Raw genomic sequence first — 15,658 nt, 5'->3', positions numbered from 1 at the left:
CTTGTTTCCCATGGGAAACAATTCGCGCGTGTGTGTGGCGTAGGTACGGGGGCGTGACATGCGTAAGCAGGATGTGGGCTTCGACTATCACCGCTATCACCGGCTGCTGACCGAGGCAGACGATGAAAGCAAGCGCATGGCGCTGATCGAACTGTTGATCGAGGAGAAGGCCCGGGACCGGTTGGCCGCGCAGCGCGCCTCGGACCGCGCGGCCATGACGGCCCACACCATCGCGACGGTGCTTAAGGGCGGTCGCAACTAACGCTTGCACGATCTACGAACTCGCGGCGGCGAGCCCGCGAGCGATTGCGATTCCGTTAAGGATCCCTGGCAATCCCGTATCAAACTTTTTGCTCTAGCAATGCCCTCACCTGATGCAATTCAGGATCAAACAGGGGGAATGAACATGAGCATGATTTCGCTCGCCGAAATGCCGGCTGCCGTCCAGACCCGGTCGAACGATTATTCTTTCAAGGCGATTGTCATCTTCTGCTGCCTGGGCCTCGTTGCCTCGGTCAGCCTGATGGCACACGGCGTCGATATCAGCGCCGGCCTGATGTGAACAGCTGACGGATCTTCCATGCGAAATGGCCGCCCCGTTCGGGCGGCCATTTTCGTCAACGTCGTCCCCGTCACTGACAGCGTTAGTGCGATGCCTTCGCCGGCGCATCCGGAAACAGCGAGTCGATCATGGTCTTGAGCTGGTCCAGCGCAATCGGCTTGCGCAGGATCGGCCGGCGCCGGAGCAAGGACGGCAACAACTCCGGCCCGTAGCCGGTGGCGAACAAGAACGGCTTGCCGCGACGCTCGATCAGATCGGCGACGGGATCGACGTAGACACCCATCAGATTGATGTCGAGGATTGCGAAATCGTACTGCGCGGTCATGGCGAACGCACTCGCATCGCGCACATTGTCCGCTTCCGCAACGACATGGTGGCCAAGCTCCTCCACCATGTCGGCGATCATCATCCGGATCAACGCCTCGTCTTCGACCAGGAAAACGGAGAGTCCGCCCGCCATATCAACCCCGCAAGCCTCATTGCGAAGTTAATCATACCCGATTTGCGAGAAGGATTCACGAATTCGTGGCCTTCAATTTCCACGAATGCATGCAATCCGATTCAAGCTCGAGCAATCCAGGATCAATCCAGGCCGCGCTCGTGGCTGAGGCGCACCATCTCCTGGATGAACACCTCCTTCTGCTTGTCGTCGAGGCTCGAATACAACGGTTCGGCGGCGTCGGCGACATTGCGCTGGTCGGCCGCGCGGTCGTTCAGGAATTGCGCCTCGTTGCGCATCTGCTCGATGATGTCGTCAGGCGGATCCCGCTTGGCCCGCGCAATGCGCAGGTTCAGCCGCTCGGCACCATTGTGTCCGAGATAGTGCATGGCGCTGGAGAAGCCGAACCAGTGCTTCTCCTGATCGGGCGTGAGATTGAGCTCGGTCTTGATCCGCTCGATGTAGGAATCGCTGTTGGCGACGATCTGGTCGGCGGTCAATTGCGGCGCGCCCGGCTGGGTCAGGACCGTGACGTCCTTGTCCTTGGCATCAGCCGCAGGCACATTCTTGGCCTCCTTGCTCGCCTTGGCCCCCTTGCCGGCCCTGGCCGTGTCCTTGCCGCCCTTGGCATCCTTGTCCTTGGCAGTGCCCGACTGCTTGGCATCTTTCGCATCCTTGGATGCGTCCTTGCCGGCGTCCTTGGCGGCCGGCTGCTGGCCGTTGTTGTTATTTCCCACGCCGAGCACGCCGGTGAAGACGCCGACCACACCGCCGATGGCGCCGCCGAGAACGCCTCCGACCGGACCCGCCGCCTTGTTGCCGGCTGCAGCGCCGTCCTGGACACCTTTGACCAAACCTTGTGCATTCGCAACTGCCGCCGCGCCAGTCAGCATTGTTAGCACGCAGCCGAGCACGAGCCAGCGTCGCAGGCCAAGCCGCGCAGGCGGCGCCGGGTTGATCATCTGGGTCTCCATCTCGATCTGCTTGCCTTCTCGCGAAAACGGCAGGCCTCCTGCCGGTTGCAACTCTACTGTTTTCGCCGCGCCGAGGTCTAGGCGCGGACCATCGCTGTCCCCGTTTGAAAGGGTGTTGGCTTGAAAGGTCTCGGCCGCGAAGCGGTGGCGCAGGCTCATTCGGAACTGCGGCGTAATTGCGCACTGACCGTTCTTGGCCACTTCTTGGCCGGCGCGCTTCGCAGTGTGCGACGCAATAAGAACAATCGCCCATCACCGATAGAGGCTGCGGTCTTTCGGTACACAACGTTAGTTCTAGAGGGCAAGCCATTCGGCTTTCTCGACAGACGCAATCAATCATGATCTGATCGCGCTACCAATTTGCCGCGTCCCGCGTGATTTGCCGCCAGGGCCGACGGCGCCAATAAGAAACGACCAACAACAAAAGCAAAAAAAGCAAACTTGGAAATTCAGAGGAAACGACAGAACAATAAAGCACACCAAGGCGAGGAAACGAGATGTCACGCAAGACACTGACGCGACGTCAATTTGTGGCTGCCACTGCAATGTCCTCCACGGCGCTGATCGCAGCGCCTTATGTCCGGGGCGCTTACGCCGCCGGCAAACTCTCGATCGGCTTCTGGGACCATTGGGTGCCCGGCGCCAACCAGGCTTCGACCGATCTCGTCAACGAATGGGCGGCAAAGGAGAAGGTCGAGGTTTCCATCGACTACATCACCAGCAACAACAAGAAGATCGAATTGACCGCGGCGGCCGAAGCGCAAGCGAAGTCCGGTCACGACATCCTTCAGATGCCAAGCTGGTGGCCGCACGCCTATTCCGAGAATCTCGAGCCGCTCAACGACGTCATGGAGCCGCTCATCAAGCAGAACGGCGAGGTGAACGGCACCGTCAAATATCTCGCACAGTCGGGCGGCAAATGGCTCGCAGTGCCGGCGACGCCGGGCAGCCAGATCAAGGGTCCCTGCTCACGCATCGATCTGATGAAGAAGTTCGCCAATATCGACGTCCAGGAAATGTATCCGGCGGGCAGCGCGCCCAAGGCCGACAACTGGACGATGGAGACCTTCCTCAAGGCCGCGGAAGCTTGCCAGAAGGGCGGCTTCCCGTTCGGCATCGGCCTGGGCGAGACCACCGACAGTGTCGATACCGCCGGCGCGATCTTCGAGTCGTTCGGGGCTCAGCTGGTCAACGCCAAGGGCGACATCACCGTCAAGACCGACCAGGTTCGCCAGGCCATGGAGTACTACAAGAAGCTGATCGCCGTTCTGCCGACGGACGCGCCGTCATGGGACGATGCCTCCAACAACAAATGGCTGATCTCGGGCCGCGGCGCGCTGATCATGAATCCGCCGAGCGCCTGGGCCGTCGCCAAGCGCGATGCGCCCCAGGTTGCCGAACAATGCTGGACCCATGGCTTCCCGTCGGGGCCGAAAGGACGCTTCGCGCCGTTCCTCCCCTACTTCTGGGGCGTCTGGAGCTTCGGCAAGAACAAGGAGGCGGCCAAGAGCCTGCTCGTCCATATGTCCTCGCCCGCAGCGATTGAAAAATTCGTCGTGGCGAGCGGCGGCTATGATCTCCCGGCCTATGCGAACATGACCAAGCTGAAGACCTGGGCGGAGGAAGGCCCCCCGAAGGGCACGCTGTTCCACTACCCGGATCCCTACAAACAGCAGACACTGTCGATCGCTGCATCGCCCGCGCCGCCGAAGATAGCGCAGCAGATCTATTTCCAGGCGACACTGACGAAGCTCGTGTTGCGCTATGCACAAGGCGAGAAGATGGAGACCGCGCTCGCGTGGGCCGAGGGCGAGTGCGAAGGCTTCATGCGGAGCTGAGCCGGGTGTGTGCCACGGCGGTTCATGCGTTCTCGCGTGAACTGCCAAGGCCCCGCTCCCAGCCTGCGCACATCACAACAAGCCGACCGGTCGCCGGCTTTGGCGTTGAACCATCCGTCTGCAAGACTCAGAGGTTTTCCTCCCATGGCCGATGTCGTCGTTGAGCAAGGTCGCCTCGTCAGCTCCGCGCGCCCGCGAAAAGGCAGAGGTCTGCGCAATATGCTGGGTCGGAAATCGACCGTGGCGTTCTTCCTGACGCTACCGCTGATCCTCCTGATCGCGCTGCTCGTGCTCTATCCCGCGTTCTATTCTCTCTATCTGGCGACCCTGAACAAGGCGATGACGAAATTCGTCGGGCTGAGCAACTTCACCTTCCTGTTCAAGCGCGAAACGTTCTGGATGGTGGTGAAGCAGTCCTGCATCTTCGCGATCACCGCCGTGATCTTCAAGGCGCTGATCGGCTTCATCGTCGCGCATTTCGTCCACAACATTCCCGGCAAGAAGCAGCGCAAATGGCGCGGCATGCTGCTGGTGCCCTGGGTGATTCCGCCCGCGATGAGCACGCTGGCCTGGCTCTGGCTGTTCGACCCCTCCTACAGCGCCTTCAACTACACGCTGTCCTTCTTCGGCGTCGGTCCGGTCCCCTGGCTCGGCGAGACCTTCTGGGCGCGCTTCTCCGTCATCCTCGTCAACGTCTGGTACGGCGCGCCGTTCTTCCTGATCATGTACCTGGCCGCGCTCAAATCGGTTCCGGACCAGCTCTATGAGGCGGCCGCGATCGACGGAGCCAATTGGTGGCAGAAGATCTGGTACGTCACGCTGCCGATGATGCGAAACATCATCGCCATCACGACGCTGTTCTCGTTGATCGTGACTTTCGCCAATTTCGACATCGTGCGCATCCTGACCTCGGGCGGTCCGCTGGATACTACGCATCTGTTCGCGACCTGGGCGTTCCAGGTCGGCATCCAGAGCAGCGACATCCCGCTCGGCGCCTGCGTCTCGCTGTTCATGGTACCTATCCTCGCCGTCGCAGCGATCTTCATCCTGCGCGACATCACCAAACGCGGGAACGAAGCCTGATGAGCACGATGGCAATCGACAAGGCCGGGCCAACCCGCAAGCTCGGCAGCATGAGCAGGGATCGCGCCTGGGCGCTACGCTGGTCCTATTTTTTCCTGGTTCTGTTTGCGATCTTCTTCCTGACGCCGCCGGTCTACATGCTGATCACCTCGCTCAAGAGCAGCGCGGAGATATCGGCGGCGACCAATCCGTGGTGGGTGTTTCATCCGACGCTCTCGAACTACGTGGAGCTCTTGACCTCGAACCAGTTCCTGCGCTTCTTCTGGAACTCGTCGATCGTGGCGATCGTGGTCGTGATCATCACCATGTTGATCAGCATCCCCGCCGCCTTTGCGCTTGCGCGGATGAAGTTCTGGGGCTCGGCGACGCTCGCCACCGGCGTCTTCCTCACCTATCTGATCCCGGACAGCCTGCTGTTCATTCCAATGTTCAAGACGCTCGGGGTCATCCAGGACCTGACCGGCATCACGCTGCTCAACCGATGGTATGTGCTGCTGTTCGTCTATCCGACGCTGACGGTGCCGTTCTGTACCTGGATCATGATCGGCTATTTCGCCTCGATTCCGAAGGAGCTGGATGAGGCTGCGCTGATTGACGGTGCCTCCTGGCTCCAGACGCTGACGCGCATCTTCATTCCGGTGGCGCTGCCAGGTCTGATCGCGGCGACGATCTTCGCCTTCACGGTGTCATGGGCCCAGTTCCTCTATCCTCTCGTGTTCACGACGTCGGTGGACCAGCTGGTGCTGCCGGTCGGCATCACCACGACGCTGATCAAGGGCGACGTCTTCAACTGGGGCCAGATCATGACCGGCGCGCTGCTCGGCGCCGCGCCGCCGCTGATCATCTACGCCTTCCTGATGGACTACTACATTGCCGGCCTCACCGCCGGCGCGACAAAGGGTTGAGAGCGAGAGGTTGAAGTGCAATGGCCGACGTTTCCCTGCGTAAGGTGATCAAGCGTTACGACGATGTCGAAGCGGTGCGCGGCATCGATCTCGATATCTCCGACCACGAGTTCATCGTTCTGGTCGGCCCCTCCGGCTGCGGCAAATCGACCACGCTGCGTATGATCGCAGGACTCGAGGACATCAGCGACGGCGACATCATGATCGGGGGCGACGTGGTCAACGACGTGCCGCCGAAGGACCGCGACATCGCGATGGTGTTCCAGAACTACGCACTCTACCCGCACATGACGGTCGCAGAGAACATGTCGTTCGGGTTGCGGCTGAAGCACTATCCCAAGGACGAGATCAAGGCGCGGGTGACGGAGGCCGCGCGCCTGCTCGACATCACCGATCTGATCGACCGCAAGCCGAAGCAACTCTCCGGCGGCCAGCGCCAGCGCGTCGCCATGGGCCGGGCCATCGTGCGCAATCCGAAGGTGTTCCTGTTCGACGAGCCGCTGTCCAATCTCGACGCCAAGCTGCGCGTGCAGATGCGGATCGAGATCAAGAAGGTGCACCAGAAGGTGCGCACCACGACAGTCTATGTCACGCACGACCAGGTCGAGGCGATGACCTTGGCCGACCGCGTGGTGGTGATGAACAAGGGACGGATCGAGCAGATCGGCACACCGAACGAGCTCTACCACAAGCCGGCGACACGCTTCGTCGCGGGCTTCATCGGCTCGCCCGCGATGAACTTCATCTCGTGCCGCCTCGAGGATGCCGGCGGCGCGCTGCAGATCCGCCTCACGGACCGCATCGCCTTTCCGCTGCCGCCGGCGCGTGCCGCACGCTACAACGCGCTGCCGCGCACCGACAAGCTGCTGCTCGGCATCCGCCCCGAGCATCTCACCGAGGCGCATGCGCATCTGGATCCCGGCGTCGAGACCTTCGACACCGTACTCGACGTCACCGAGCCGATGGGGATGGAGACGCTGGTTTATTTCGGCCTCGACGGCACGCCGGTCTGCGGCCGGGTCAATCCCAATGCCGGCGCCAAGGACGGGGCTCCCATGCGTTTGGCGATGGACCTCAACAACATGCACCTGCTAAACGAGGAGACCGGCGTCGTGCTGTGACGCCGTGATCCAAGAAGCGCTAGCAGGCAGGGAGCGATGGCGACCAACAAGAAGAAGATTTTCGTTACACAAACCTTGTCGCAAGGGGCACGCGCCCTCCTCACCCAGCGGGACGATATCGAACTCGTCGAGTTTGCGAACCTGATCTCCGCCAAGGATTTCGAGGCCCTGCTCAAGAGCCATGCGCCGGTTCATGGCGTGGCGCTGGGCGCTACGGCATTCGGCGAGACCGAACTCGACGCCGCCAAGGACATGAAGGTGGTCACCCGCATCGGCGTCGGCTACGACGCCGTCGACGTGCCCGCCCTCTCGCGCCGCAGAGTGCCGCTGATGGTCGCGGGCAGCGCCAACTCGCCCTCGGTTGCCGAGCAGGCGCTGTTCATGATGCTGACGCTGGCCAAGCGCGCCAACGAGATGCACGCCTGTGTCAAGGACGGCAAATGGGCCGAGCGGCTCAGCATGCTGCCGTTCGATCTCTACGGCAAGACCGTGCTGATCATCGGCTTCGGCCGCATCGGCAGCCGCACCGCCAGGCGCTGCCTGGCGATGGAAATGAGCGTACAGGTCTACGACCCCTACAAGCCAGCGGCCGACATCAAGGCCGCCGGCTGCGAGCCCGTTAGTGACCTCGACGCCGCGCTGCCGAGCGCCGACTTCGTCACCATCCACTGCCCGAAGACCCCTGAGACCGTCGGACTGTTCGACGCGGCGCGGATCGGCCGGATGAAGCCAAGGTCCTATCTCATCAACACCGCACGCGGCGGCATCGTGAAGGAGGCGGCGCTGTACGATGCGCTCGTCTCCGGCAAGATTGCCGGCGCCGGCATCGACGTGTTCGAGGTCGAGCCGCCGCCGGTCTCCAATGCGCTGTTCGCGCTGCCCAACGTCATCATGGCCCCGCACGTCGCGGGCGTGACCGTCGAGGCCGTCAGCCGCATGAGCGAGCAGACCGCGCGCAACATCCTGAGTGTTCTGGACGGCGATCCCATCAGGCAGAACATCATCAATCAGGACGTGCTGGGCTGAGCTAAATCCGGGAGCGGACAGTCGATCTGTCCGCCTTCGGACGGACAGAATGCGTCCCATTTTGGTGCAGATCGGGCCCCAACTCAGCCTTAATCAAACCCGCGTAATGTAGCCGGCCGCGGCGGCAGTGGGACAGACTTGCCAGCCGCGTCGAGCTGGAGGATGGACCCTTGTCAGAGATCGACCCGACCGACCACGCGCTGGCGACCATCGCAAGCATTTTGGATCACCCCGAGCCGCTTCAGGTCGTCCGCGACGGCGATGCGGAAACGGCGGCCGCCGATGACAATGCGGTCGCAGACGAGCATGACGAGCATCATGTGTCCGAAGAGCATCCAGTGGTCGAAGAGCAGCCGCTGGTCCCTGACCACACCGATGCCGACGGCTACAGCAAGGTCGGCCCCGGCCCGATGGTGGCGATCCGCCTGAAATGGACGGTCCATCGCGGCGACGACGGCCAGTATTACGTGCACGAGACCATCGGTGAGCAGTCCGCCCCCGTGATCAGCGGCCCGATGACGAGCGAGGCCGCGGTGCGTTTCGTCGACGAACACGAGAACGAGGCGAACAAGCGCTTCGAGCTGCTGCGCAGCGAGATCGCCGGCCGAAGCTCGCTTGCCGACTACGAACGCAAGGGCGAAGCTTGAGACTCTTTTTGCCGACCCCTCCGTACACCTCTCCCCGGCGGGGAGAGGTAAACACCGAACTCTATTTCCGCCCCAGAAAATCCTTCTTCACCAGTTCGACGCCGGCGTGACGCAGCAGGTCGTACGCGGTCGTGACGTGAAAGAAGAATTGCGGGATGCTGTTCGTCAGCAGCAGCGTCCTCCCAGTGAACGGCAGCTCGGTCCCGTTCTTCAGCTTGAAGAAGACCTTCAGCTCCGCAGCCGCATCGATCTCGGTACGCGGCAGGCTTTCGATGAACTCGATTGAGGTGGCGATCCGCGCCTGAAGCCCGGCCATGTCGTGCTCCAGCGGCGGCAGCGCGACGGGCTCGCACTGGGCCAGCAAGGCCGGCGCGACGGTCGCGTGCCGGCAAGCCTCGCCGACCTGCTGCGCCAGATCGTACATGTTTGGCGCCATGCGCATTCCAAGCAGGACCGCGGGATTGAACTTGCGGGTCTCCGCATAGGCAACGCCCTTGTCGAGCAGGACCGACAGGTTGCGCAGATAAGGCACGAAGAGGCCGACCGAGGCCTCGTACATCGAGATTGTCACTCTACGATTCCTTTCAATTCCGTCTCGCCAGAAACGGGCATCTGGTCTAAATCCACGTCTCACGAGCCATACAATGACAGCTCGCACTTGGGTGGAAAAGAGATGACTGTTCGAATCCTGGCGGCCTTGGCCGTGATGTTGCTGGCAAACCTCTCGGCTTACGCGCAGCAGCCGGCCCCCTCGCGCCTCGACGAAATCATCAAGCGCGGCACCTTGCGTGTCGGCATGACCGGCGACTACAAGCCTTTCACCTATCTGGACAAGACCACGCAGCAGTTCTCTGGTTTCGACGTGGACATGGCGGAGGCGTTGGGCAAGGCGCTCGGCGTCAAGGTCGAGTTCGTGCCGACGGCCTGGCCCAAGCTGATGAAGGATTTCGAGGCCGACCAGTTCGACATCGCCATGGGCGGCGTCTCTGTGACGCTCGATCGCCAGAAGAAGGGCTTCTTCTCAATTCCGATCATGCGCGAGGGCAAGACGCCGATCGCGCGCTGCGCCGACACGGCCAAGTACCAGACGCTCGCCGACATCGACAAGAAAGGCACCCGCGTGATCGTCAATCCCGGCGGGACCAACGAGCGTTTTGCGCGCGCCAACGTCAAGGACGCCGACATCACGGTCTTCCCCGACAATACCCGGATCTTCGACGAGATCGCCAAAGGCAACGCCGACCTGATGATGACGGACGCGTCCGAGACCCGCTACCAGCAGAAGCAGCATTCCGGCGTATTGTGCGCGGTGCACCCGGACAAGCCGTTCGACTTCTCCGAGAAGGCCTACTGGCTCCAGCGCGACATGGCTCTGAAAGCCTTCGTCGACCAGTGGCTGCACATCTCCATGGAGGACGGCAGCTACAAGAAGATCTACGCCGCGTGGTTCGACTAGAGCGTCGTCCGCCGCCAAACCTTGGGGGCTTCCCGGTGCATTGAACCCGGAACCGCTGGTGGACGACTCATACCGTGACAGTGATCTGGATCACTTTTCGCGATCCGACCGGGGCGTAAGCCTCGGCGTGGGGACCACCTGTTCGGGAGATGGAAATGAGGAAGCTGTTGGCCACGGCCGCATTCCTTCTGGCAAGCACCGCAGCACACGCTCAGTACACGTTCGAGTATGGTGGCCGCACCATCCGGATCGATCCCGACCGCGGCACGGTGCAAATTCCCGGCGTGTACGACAACACCGGCCAGGGCAAGGCCAAGAAGGCCAAAAACGACACCAAGCAGACTCCAAAGACCGAACCGCAGGCGCCGCAACAGGCCAAGGTCGATCCGCAAACGCCGACAGCACCGCCGCCGGCTCCAGTTCCTGTTGCCGTGCCACCCGCTACAGAACAAGCGCCTGCGGCACCTGCCCCCGCGGCCGCAGCACCACCTCCTTCCGCACCGCCCCAACTTGCTCCGGCAGCAACCGCCAGCACTGCGCCGGCTGACGATGCGATGGTGCCGCCACCGCAACCTGCTCCGAGTGCGGCCCCGACGGTCGCCGCGGTCCCACCCGCGCCGCCCGCACCACCTCCGCCACCAGCTCCGACCGTGGCGGCGGTGCCTCCGACGCCACCTCCGCCACCTGCACCGGTGCCAGCCCCGGCTCCCGTTCAGGCCGCCGCTGTCTCACCGCCACCTCCGGCAACCGCGCCGACACGCGACCTCAATTCACCGCTCGGCGTCTGGCTCACCGAGGAGAAGGAAGGCAAGGTTCGCATCGAGCAATGCGGCAACAACCTCTGCGGCTATTCGGTCGACAGCAAATCGAACCAGAACGGCGAACAGGTCCTGATCAACATGAAGCCCGGCAAAGACCTGAAATGGTCCGGCCGCATCCTCGATCCCAACAGTGGCTCGACCTACGATTCCACGATCACGTTGAAGGGAGGCGACCGCCTGCGCGTGCAAGGCTGCGCCTTCGGCGGCATGTTCTGCGGCGGCCAGACCTGGACGCGTGTGAACTAGACTAGAACGCGTCGCGCGAGACAGACAGGGGTCCGTCATCCGGCCGCTTTGAGTCTGCCGCGACGCTATCGCGATGTGAGTCATCTCACAGCGAGCGTGGCGCGCGTGACTGTCCTCACATCGCTGGTTCCGCGCCCGTGACACGATCCCCGCATAGTCAACCCACGGGGCGTGTCATGCACGGTTTTCGCAAGAGTCTCTTCGCCACCATCGTCGCCATCGTCGTCCCGCTCACGCAGGCGGATGCGGCGGGCTCTGCCTTCGACGGCGCCTGGAATGTCCGCATCTCCTCATCGAGCGAGACTTGCGGCAACGGCGCGAGCGTCGCGATCGGAATCAGCAACGGGCAGATTGCGTCGAGCAGCGCCGCGGTGACCGCATCGGGCCGGGTCGCGGATGCCGGCAGCATCAACGTCACCTTGAGCACCGGCATCAAGCGCGCCGTCGGCTCTGGCCGGCTCAGCGGCACCTCAGGCTCCGGCACCTGGCGTGGCGCCATGTGCTCGGGTACGTGGACGGCGGAGCGAATATAACTCCAAGCCGATGGGTGACGCATCGCCCTCCGGCGATGCGCCGTATTCAGGAACGGGCCCAGTCTAGCCGAGCGGCGCCGAGTAGTCGGCGTCGGTGACCGGCTCGAGCCAGGTCGAATAGACGCCGTCGAGCGCTTCCTGCATGGCGATGTGGCACATGCTGTTGCCAGGCGAGGCGCCGTGCCAGTGCACTTCACCCGGCGGGATCCAGACGGTGTCGCCGGGGCGGATTTCCTTGACCGGACCGCCCTTGGTCTGGACGCGGCCGACACCGGAAATCACGTAGAGCGTCTGCCCGAGCGGATGGTGGTGCCAGTTGGTGCGGGCGCCGGGCTCGAACGAAACGCGTGAGACGTTCAGCCGCGCCGGCGCGGGCGCCATGTTGATGGGATCCTGCAACACGGTGCCGGTGAAGTTTTCCTTGGGCGCACGGCGTGTCGGCCGCGTACCTGCGAGCGTGATGTCCATGGGGTCCTCGTTTCCTGTTACTTCTTGCTGGCGGCGTAGCGCGCCTTGGTTTCGGCGTTCATGGGATAGAGGCCCGGCAGCGCCGCGCCGTTGTTCACCTCGTTGACGATCCAGGCTTCCATCCGCTCCTGCTCGACACCTTCATTGAGCACATGCTCGAGCATCGCTTGCGGAATCAGCACGCAGCCGTCCTGGTCGGCGACGACGATGTCGTTCGGGAACACGGCGACACCGCCGCAGCCGATCGGCTCGCCCCAACCGACGAAGGTGAGACCCGCGACGGACGGCGGCGCGGCATAGCCATCACACCAAACCGGAAGATTGGTGCCGAGCACTCCCTCGACGTCACGAACCACGCCGTCGGTGACGAGCGCGGTCACGCCGCGCTTGACCATGCGGGCGCAGAGGATGTCGCCGAAAATGCCGGCGTCGGTGATGCCCATGGCGTCGACCACGGCGATGCAGCCTTCGGGCATCGCCTCGATCGCGGTGCGGGTCGAGATCGGCGACGACCAGGATTCCGGCGTCGCCAGATCCTCGCGCGCCGGTACGAAGCGCAGCGTAAAGGCAGGTCCCACCAGGCGCGGCAGGCCCGGGCGCAGCGGGCGCGCGCCGCGCATCCACACATTGCGCAGGCCCTTCTTCAGCAGGACCGTGGTGATGGTGGCAGTGGTGATGCCGGCGAGGGTCTTGCGGGCTTCGGGGGACAGCGACATGGACGAGAACGAGCTCCGAGGTGCAGGAAAGAACGCGCGCATCTTGCGAGCCGGGCGCTTGCCGTCAAGGCCCAAAGCCCTGCAATAATGCGGCCCTGCCGGGCTGTTATGCGACGCGATAACAAGGCTTTATCGCCACCCCTTGCATTAATTTATTGGACTTGCGGGCGCATTTACGCGAAGCAAAGGCATTCGCGGAGCTCAAGGCTGAGCCCGCGCTTTTCTCAAGACCGATTTCGAGAGGTCATGGCCGCAACGCTTCCCCCGCCCCGCCTTCTGCCCAGCGGCGACAGCGCCGTCACGGTCGAGTTCAGCCGCACCATCGACGATGCCGCCAACGAGCGCGTGCTCGCGCTCGACAAGGCGCTCGCGGCAAGCCCCATCGAGGGCATCTCCGAGACGATCCCGACCTATCGCTCGCTGCTGGTTCATTACGATCCCGGCAAGATCGGGTTCGACGCGCTCGGCGAAAAGCTGCTTGCGATCGCCAGCCAGAAGCTGCCGCCCACGACCAAGGCGCGGCGCTGGCGCATTCCGGTGGCCTATGGCGGCGAACACGGCATCGATCTCGAGGACGTCGCGAAAGCGCTGAACACCACGCCCGAAGACATCATCGCCCGGCACATCGGCGGCGACTATCGCGTCGCCATGATCGGCTTCACGCCGGGCTGGTCCTATCTTAGCGGCCTCGACAAATCGCTGCACATGTCGCGGCGCGAGAGCCCGCGGCTGTTCACGCCGGCAGGCACGATCTCGATCGGCGGCATCCAGGCGGGCATCCAGTGCCTGGCCGCGCCGAGCGGCTGGCACCTGCTGGGCCGTACGCCCGTACGGACCTATCAGCTCCACCGGAATCCGACATTCCTCACCGAACCCGGTGATCGCGTGACGTTTTTCGCCATCGACCACAAGACGTTCGAGGAGCAGGACCGCGCCGCCGAGGCTGGCGAGATCATCGCCGAGCGGGTCGACGCATGAGCCGGCTCGTCGTCAGCACCATCGGTCCTGCAAGCTCCGTCCAGGACGGCGGACGGCTGGGCGCGCAGCGTTATGGGCTGACGGTCAGCGGCGCGATGGACCGGCTGGCGCTGGCCGCGGCGAACACGCTCGTTGGCAACGCGCCGTTCGCAGCCGCTGTCGAGATCGGCCCGTTCGGCGCGACGTTCACGGCCAAGGACGGCGCCGTGCGCGTCGCGATTTCCGGCGCGCCGCGCAATGCCGACATTGCCGGGAAACCGGTGCCGATGGATTCATCCGCCACGCTGAAGGACGGCGAGACCCTGACGCTCGGCTTTGCCCGCGGCGGCGCGTTCAGCTATCTGGCCATCGAAGGCGCCATCAAGGGCGAAGAGGTGTTCGGCAGCCTCGCGGTGAATGCCCGCGCCGGGCTCGGCAGTCCCTACCCGCGCCCGCTTCAGGCCGGCGACGAGTTTACGGTCGACGCCGCGAGCGGCGTGCCGGAGTTGCGGATCGAACTGCCGAAGCCTGCGAGCGGTCCGATCCGCGTCGTGCTGGGCCCGCAGGACGACGAGTTCGACGACGCCAACAAGGCGCTGTTTTTGGACAGCGAATGGAGGATCTCGGCGACGTCTGACCGCATGGGCTACCGGCTCGAAGGCCCCGCCATCAAGCATCTGCACGGCCACAACATCGTCTCCGACGGCACCGTCAACGGCAGCATCCAGGTGCCCGGCAACGGATCGCCGATCGCGCTGATGATGGACCGCGGCACATCAGGCGGTTATCCCAAGATCGCAACCGTGATCACGGCCGATGTCGGTCGCCTCGCACAGACCTCGGCGGGCACGGCGTTCCGCTTCAAGGCCGTCACCATGGCCGAAGCACAGGACGAGGCGCGCAATTTTCAACAGCTGATCCGCACCCTGCCCGATCGCCTGCGCTCGTCCGACACGGTCGACCTCAACATCGAGGCGCTGAGCGATGCCAACGTCGCGGGCTATGCCGTGAGCGCCATGGATGCCGGGACCTGGCAGGTCACGGCGGAGCCTTAGACACAGGACCAAAGGCGGAGAGCAACCATGAAGACGATCGATCTCAATTGCGACCTCGGCGAAGGTTTTGGCGCATGGGAGATGGGCAACGACGCCGCGATGATCGAGCTCGCAAGCTCGGTCAACGTCGCCTGCGGTTTCCACGCCGGCGACCCCGACATCATGCGGCGGACGGTTGAGCTGGCGAAGGCGCGCGGCGTCTCGGTCGGCGCGCATCCCGGATATCGCGACCTGCACGGTTTTGGCCGCCATCCGATCGCGGGCCTGAAGGCGTCCGAGATCGAGAACCTCGTCGCCTACCAGATCGGCGCGCTGCAGGCGATCGCGACTGCGGCCGGCCACAAGGTGACGCATGTGAAGGCGCATGGCGCACTCTCCAACGTCGCCTGTGAGGACGACATGACGGCCAAGGCGATCGCCGCCGGCATCAGGGCGGTCGACCCCAGCCTGATCTTCGTCGTGCTGGCCAATTCAAAACTGGTGAAGGCCGGCGAGGAAGCCAATTTGCCGATGGTGCACGAGGTGTTCGCAGACCGCGCCTATGAGGACGACGGCAACCTCGTCTCGCGCAAGAAGCCCGGCGCGGTGCTGCACGATGCGAAAGTCATTGCCGATCGCGTGGTGCGCATGGTGCAGGACGGCGCGGTGGTGTCGGTCACCGGGAAGGTCATCAAGATGCGCACGGACACGGTGTGCATCCACGGCGACACGCATGGCGCGGTCGAGATCGCGCGGGCGCTGCGTCAGGCGTTGAAGGATGCGGGGATCGAGGTCGCGCCGTTCAGGCGCGGGTCGTGAGGTCCGCGCGCTG

General features: G+C 63.6%; 19 protein-coding genes. 14 read left to right on the top strand and 5 right to left on the bottom strand.

Going from position 1 to position 15,658, the window contains the following annotated elements:
- Window positions 1–58 precede the first annotated feature (58 nt).
- Both QY049_RS02540 and QY049_RS02535 read left to right on the top strand, forming a co-directional pair.
- Complete coding sequence (locus QY049_RS02540) at window positions 59–262, top strand: hypothetical protein (protein ID WP_301268780.1); 204 nt, start codon at window positions 59–61, stop codon at window positions 260–262.
- Between the two features lie 144 nt (window positions 263–406).
- Window positions 407–562, top strand: coding sequence for a hypothetical protein (locus QY049_RS02535; RefSeq protein WP_194475885.1), 156 nt, complete (start codon window positions 407–409; stop codon window positions 560–562).
- 82 nt (window positions 563–644) lie between these two features.
- Here QY049_RS02535 and QY049_RS02530 read toward each other — a convergent pair whose 3' ends face one another.
- Complete coding sequence (locus QY049_RS02530; RefSeq protein WP_194475884.1) at window positions 645–1,022, bottom strand: response regulator; 378 nt, start codon at window positions 1,020–1,022, stop codon at window positions 645–647.
- Window positions 1,023–1,144: 122 nt separating this feature from the next.
- Window positions 1,145–1,963: a Spy/CpxP family protein refolding chaperone gene (locus QY049_RS02525; protein ID WP_301269254.1), complete on the bottom strand. Its 819-nt coding sequence runs from the start codon at window positions 1,961–1,963 to the stop codon at window positions 1,145–1,147.
- 509 nt (window positions 1,964–2,472) lie between these two features.
- On the opposite strand from QY049_RS02525, the gene QY049_RS02520 reads away from it, so the two are divergent.
- The 6 genes from QY049_RS02520 to QY049_RS02495 all read left to right on the top strand — a co-directional run bounded on the left by QY049_RS02520 (window position 2,473) and on the right by QY049_RS02495 (window position 8,595).
- Window positions 2,473–3,813 (top strand): ABC transporter substrate-binding protein, encoded by a 1,341-nt coding sequence (locus tag QY049_RS02520; protein ID WP_258761589.1) that lies wholly within the window; start codon window positions 2,473–2,475, stop codon window positions 3,811–3,813.
- A gap of 144 nt (window positions 3,814–3,957) precedes the next feature.
- Window positions 3,958–4,896: a carbohydrate ABC transporter permease gene (locus QY049_RS02515; protein ID WP_194475882.1), complete on the top strand. Its 939-nt coding sequence runs from the start codon at window positions 3,958–3,960 to the stop codon at window positions 4,894–4,896.
- Complete coding sequence (locus QY049_RS02510; RefSeq protein WP_194475881.1) at window positions 4,896–5,801, top strand: carbohydrate ABC transporter permease; 906 nt, start codon at window positions 4,896–4,898, stop codon at window positions 5,799–5,801. The genes QY049_RS02515 and QY049_RS02510 overlap by 1 nt, the downstream gene beginning before the upstream one ends.
- A gap of 20 nt (window positions 5,802–5,821) precedes the next feature.
- Window positions 5,822–6,922 (top strand): ABC transporter ATP-binding protein, encoded by a 1,101-nt coding sequence (locus QY049_RS02505; protein ID WP_301268779.1) that lies wholly within the window; start codon window positions 5,822–5,824, stop codon window positions 6,920–6,922.
- Window positions 6,923–6,958: 36 nt separating this feature from the next.
- Window positions 6,959–7,948 (top strand): hydroxyacid dehydrogenase, encoded by a 990-nt coding sequence (locus QY049_RS02500; RefSeq protein WP_194475879.1) that lies wholly within the window; start codon window positions 6,959–6,961, stop codon window positions 7,946–7,948.
- A gap of 170 nt (window positions 7,949–8,118) precedes the next feature.
- Window positions 8,119–8,595, top strand: a complete 477-nt coding sequence (locus tag QY049_RS02495) for a hypothetical protein (protein WP_301268778.1) — start codon at window positions 8,119–8,121, stop codon at window positions 8,593–8,595.
- 61 nt (window positions 8,596–8,656) lie between these two features.
- On the opposite strand, the gene QY049_RS02490 is transcribed toward QY049_RS02495, so the two are convergent.
- Entirely contained in the window at window positions 8,657–9,154 is a 498-nt protein-coding gene (locus tag QY049_RS02490; protein WP_301269253.1) for a DUF1993 family protein, read from the bottom strand.
- 114 nt (window positions 9,155–9,268) lie between these two features.
- Between QY049_RS02490 and QY049_RS02485 the strand changes: the two genes are divergently transcribed.
- The 3 genes from QY049_RS02485 to QY049_RS02475 all read left to right on the top strand — a co-directional run bounded on the left by QY049_RS02485 (window position 9,269) and on the right by QY049_RS02475 (window position 11,651).
- Window positions 9,269–10,051 carry a transporter substrate-binding domain-containing protein gene (locus QY049_RS02485; protein ID WP_301268777.1) on the top strand — a complete coding sequence of 261 codons (783 nt, stop codon included), beginning with the start codon at window positions 9,269–9,271 and terminating at the stop codon, window positions 10,049–10,051.
- Window positions 10,052–10,206: 155 nt separating this feature from the next.
- Window positions 10,207–11,118 (top strand): DUF2147 domain-containing protein, encoded by a 912-nt coding sequence (locus tag QY049_RS02480; protein WP_301268776.1) that lies wholly within the window; start codon window positions 10,207–10,209, stop codon window positions 11,116–11,118.
- A 176-nt stretch (window positions 11,119–11,294) separates the two neighbouring features.
- On the top strand, window positions 11,295–11,651 hold the full coding sequence (locus QY049_RS02475) for a hypothetical protein (RefSeq protein ID WP_301268775.1): 357 nt from the start codon (window positions 11,295–11,297) through the stop codon (window positions 11,649–11,651).
- Window positions 11,652–11,714: 63 nt separating this feature from the next.
- On the opposite strand, the gene QY049_RS02470 is transcribed toward QY049_RS02475, so the two are convergent.
- Both QY049_RS02470 and QY049_RS02465 read right to left on the bottom strand, forming a co-directional pair.
- The gene (locus QY049_RS02470; RefSeq protein WP_194475874.1) at window positions 11,715–12,119 is read right to left on the bottom strand and encodes a cupin domain-containing protein; all 405 of its coding nucleotides are present in this window, start codon (window positions 12,117–12,119) and stop codon (window positions 11,715–11,717) included.
- Window positions 12,120–12,136: 17 nt separating this feature from the next.
- Window positions 12,137–12,835 (bottom strand): ribonuclease activity regulator RraA, encoded by a 699-nt coding sequence (locus tag QY049_RS02465; RefSeq protein WP_194475873.1) that lies wholly within the window; start codon window positions 12,833–12,835, stop codon window positions 12,137–12,139.
- A 246-nt stretch (window positions 12,836–13,081) separates the two neighbouring features.
- On the opposite strand from QY049_RS02465, the gene pxpB reads away from it, so the two are divergent.
- From pxpB to QY049_RS02450, 3 genes are read left to right on the top strand one after another with little or no spacing between them, the layout of a single operon-like run.
- Window positions 13,082–13,813 (top strand): 5-oxoprolinase subunit PxpB, encoded by a 732-nt coding sequence (pxpB, locus tag QY049_RS02460; protein ID WP_194475872.1) that lies wholly within the window; start codon window positions 13,082–13,084, stop codon window positions 13,811–13,813.
- Window positions 13,810–14,847, top strand: a complete 1,038-nt coding sequence (locus QY049_RS02455; protein WP_301268774.1) for a biotin-dependent carboxyltransferase family protein — start codon at window positions 13,810–13,812, stop codon at window positions 14,845–14,847. Before pxpB ends, QY049_RS02455 begins: the two co-directional genes overlap by 4 nt.
- 27 nt (window positions 14,848–14,874) lie before the next feature.
- The gene (locus QY049_RS02450; protein WP_301268773.1) at window positions 14,875–15,645 is read left to right on the top strand and encodes a LamB/YcsF family protein; all 771 of its coding nucleotides are present in this window, start codon (window positions 14,875–14,877) and stop codon (window positions 15,643–15,645) included.
- Window positions 15,646–15,658: the final 13 nt, after the last annotated feature.

It is taken from the genome of Bradyrhizobium sp. WYCCWR 13022 (assembly GCF_030435535.1).
GTDB lineage: Bacteria > Pseudomonadota > Alphaproteobacteria > Rhizobiales > Xanthobacteraceae > Bradyrhizobium.
This window is presented reverse-complemented; position numbering and strand designations above follow the sequence as displayed.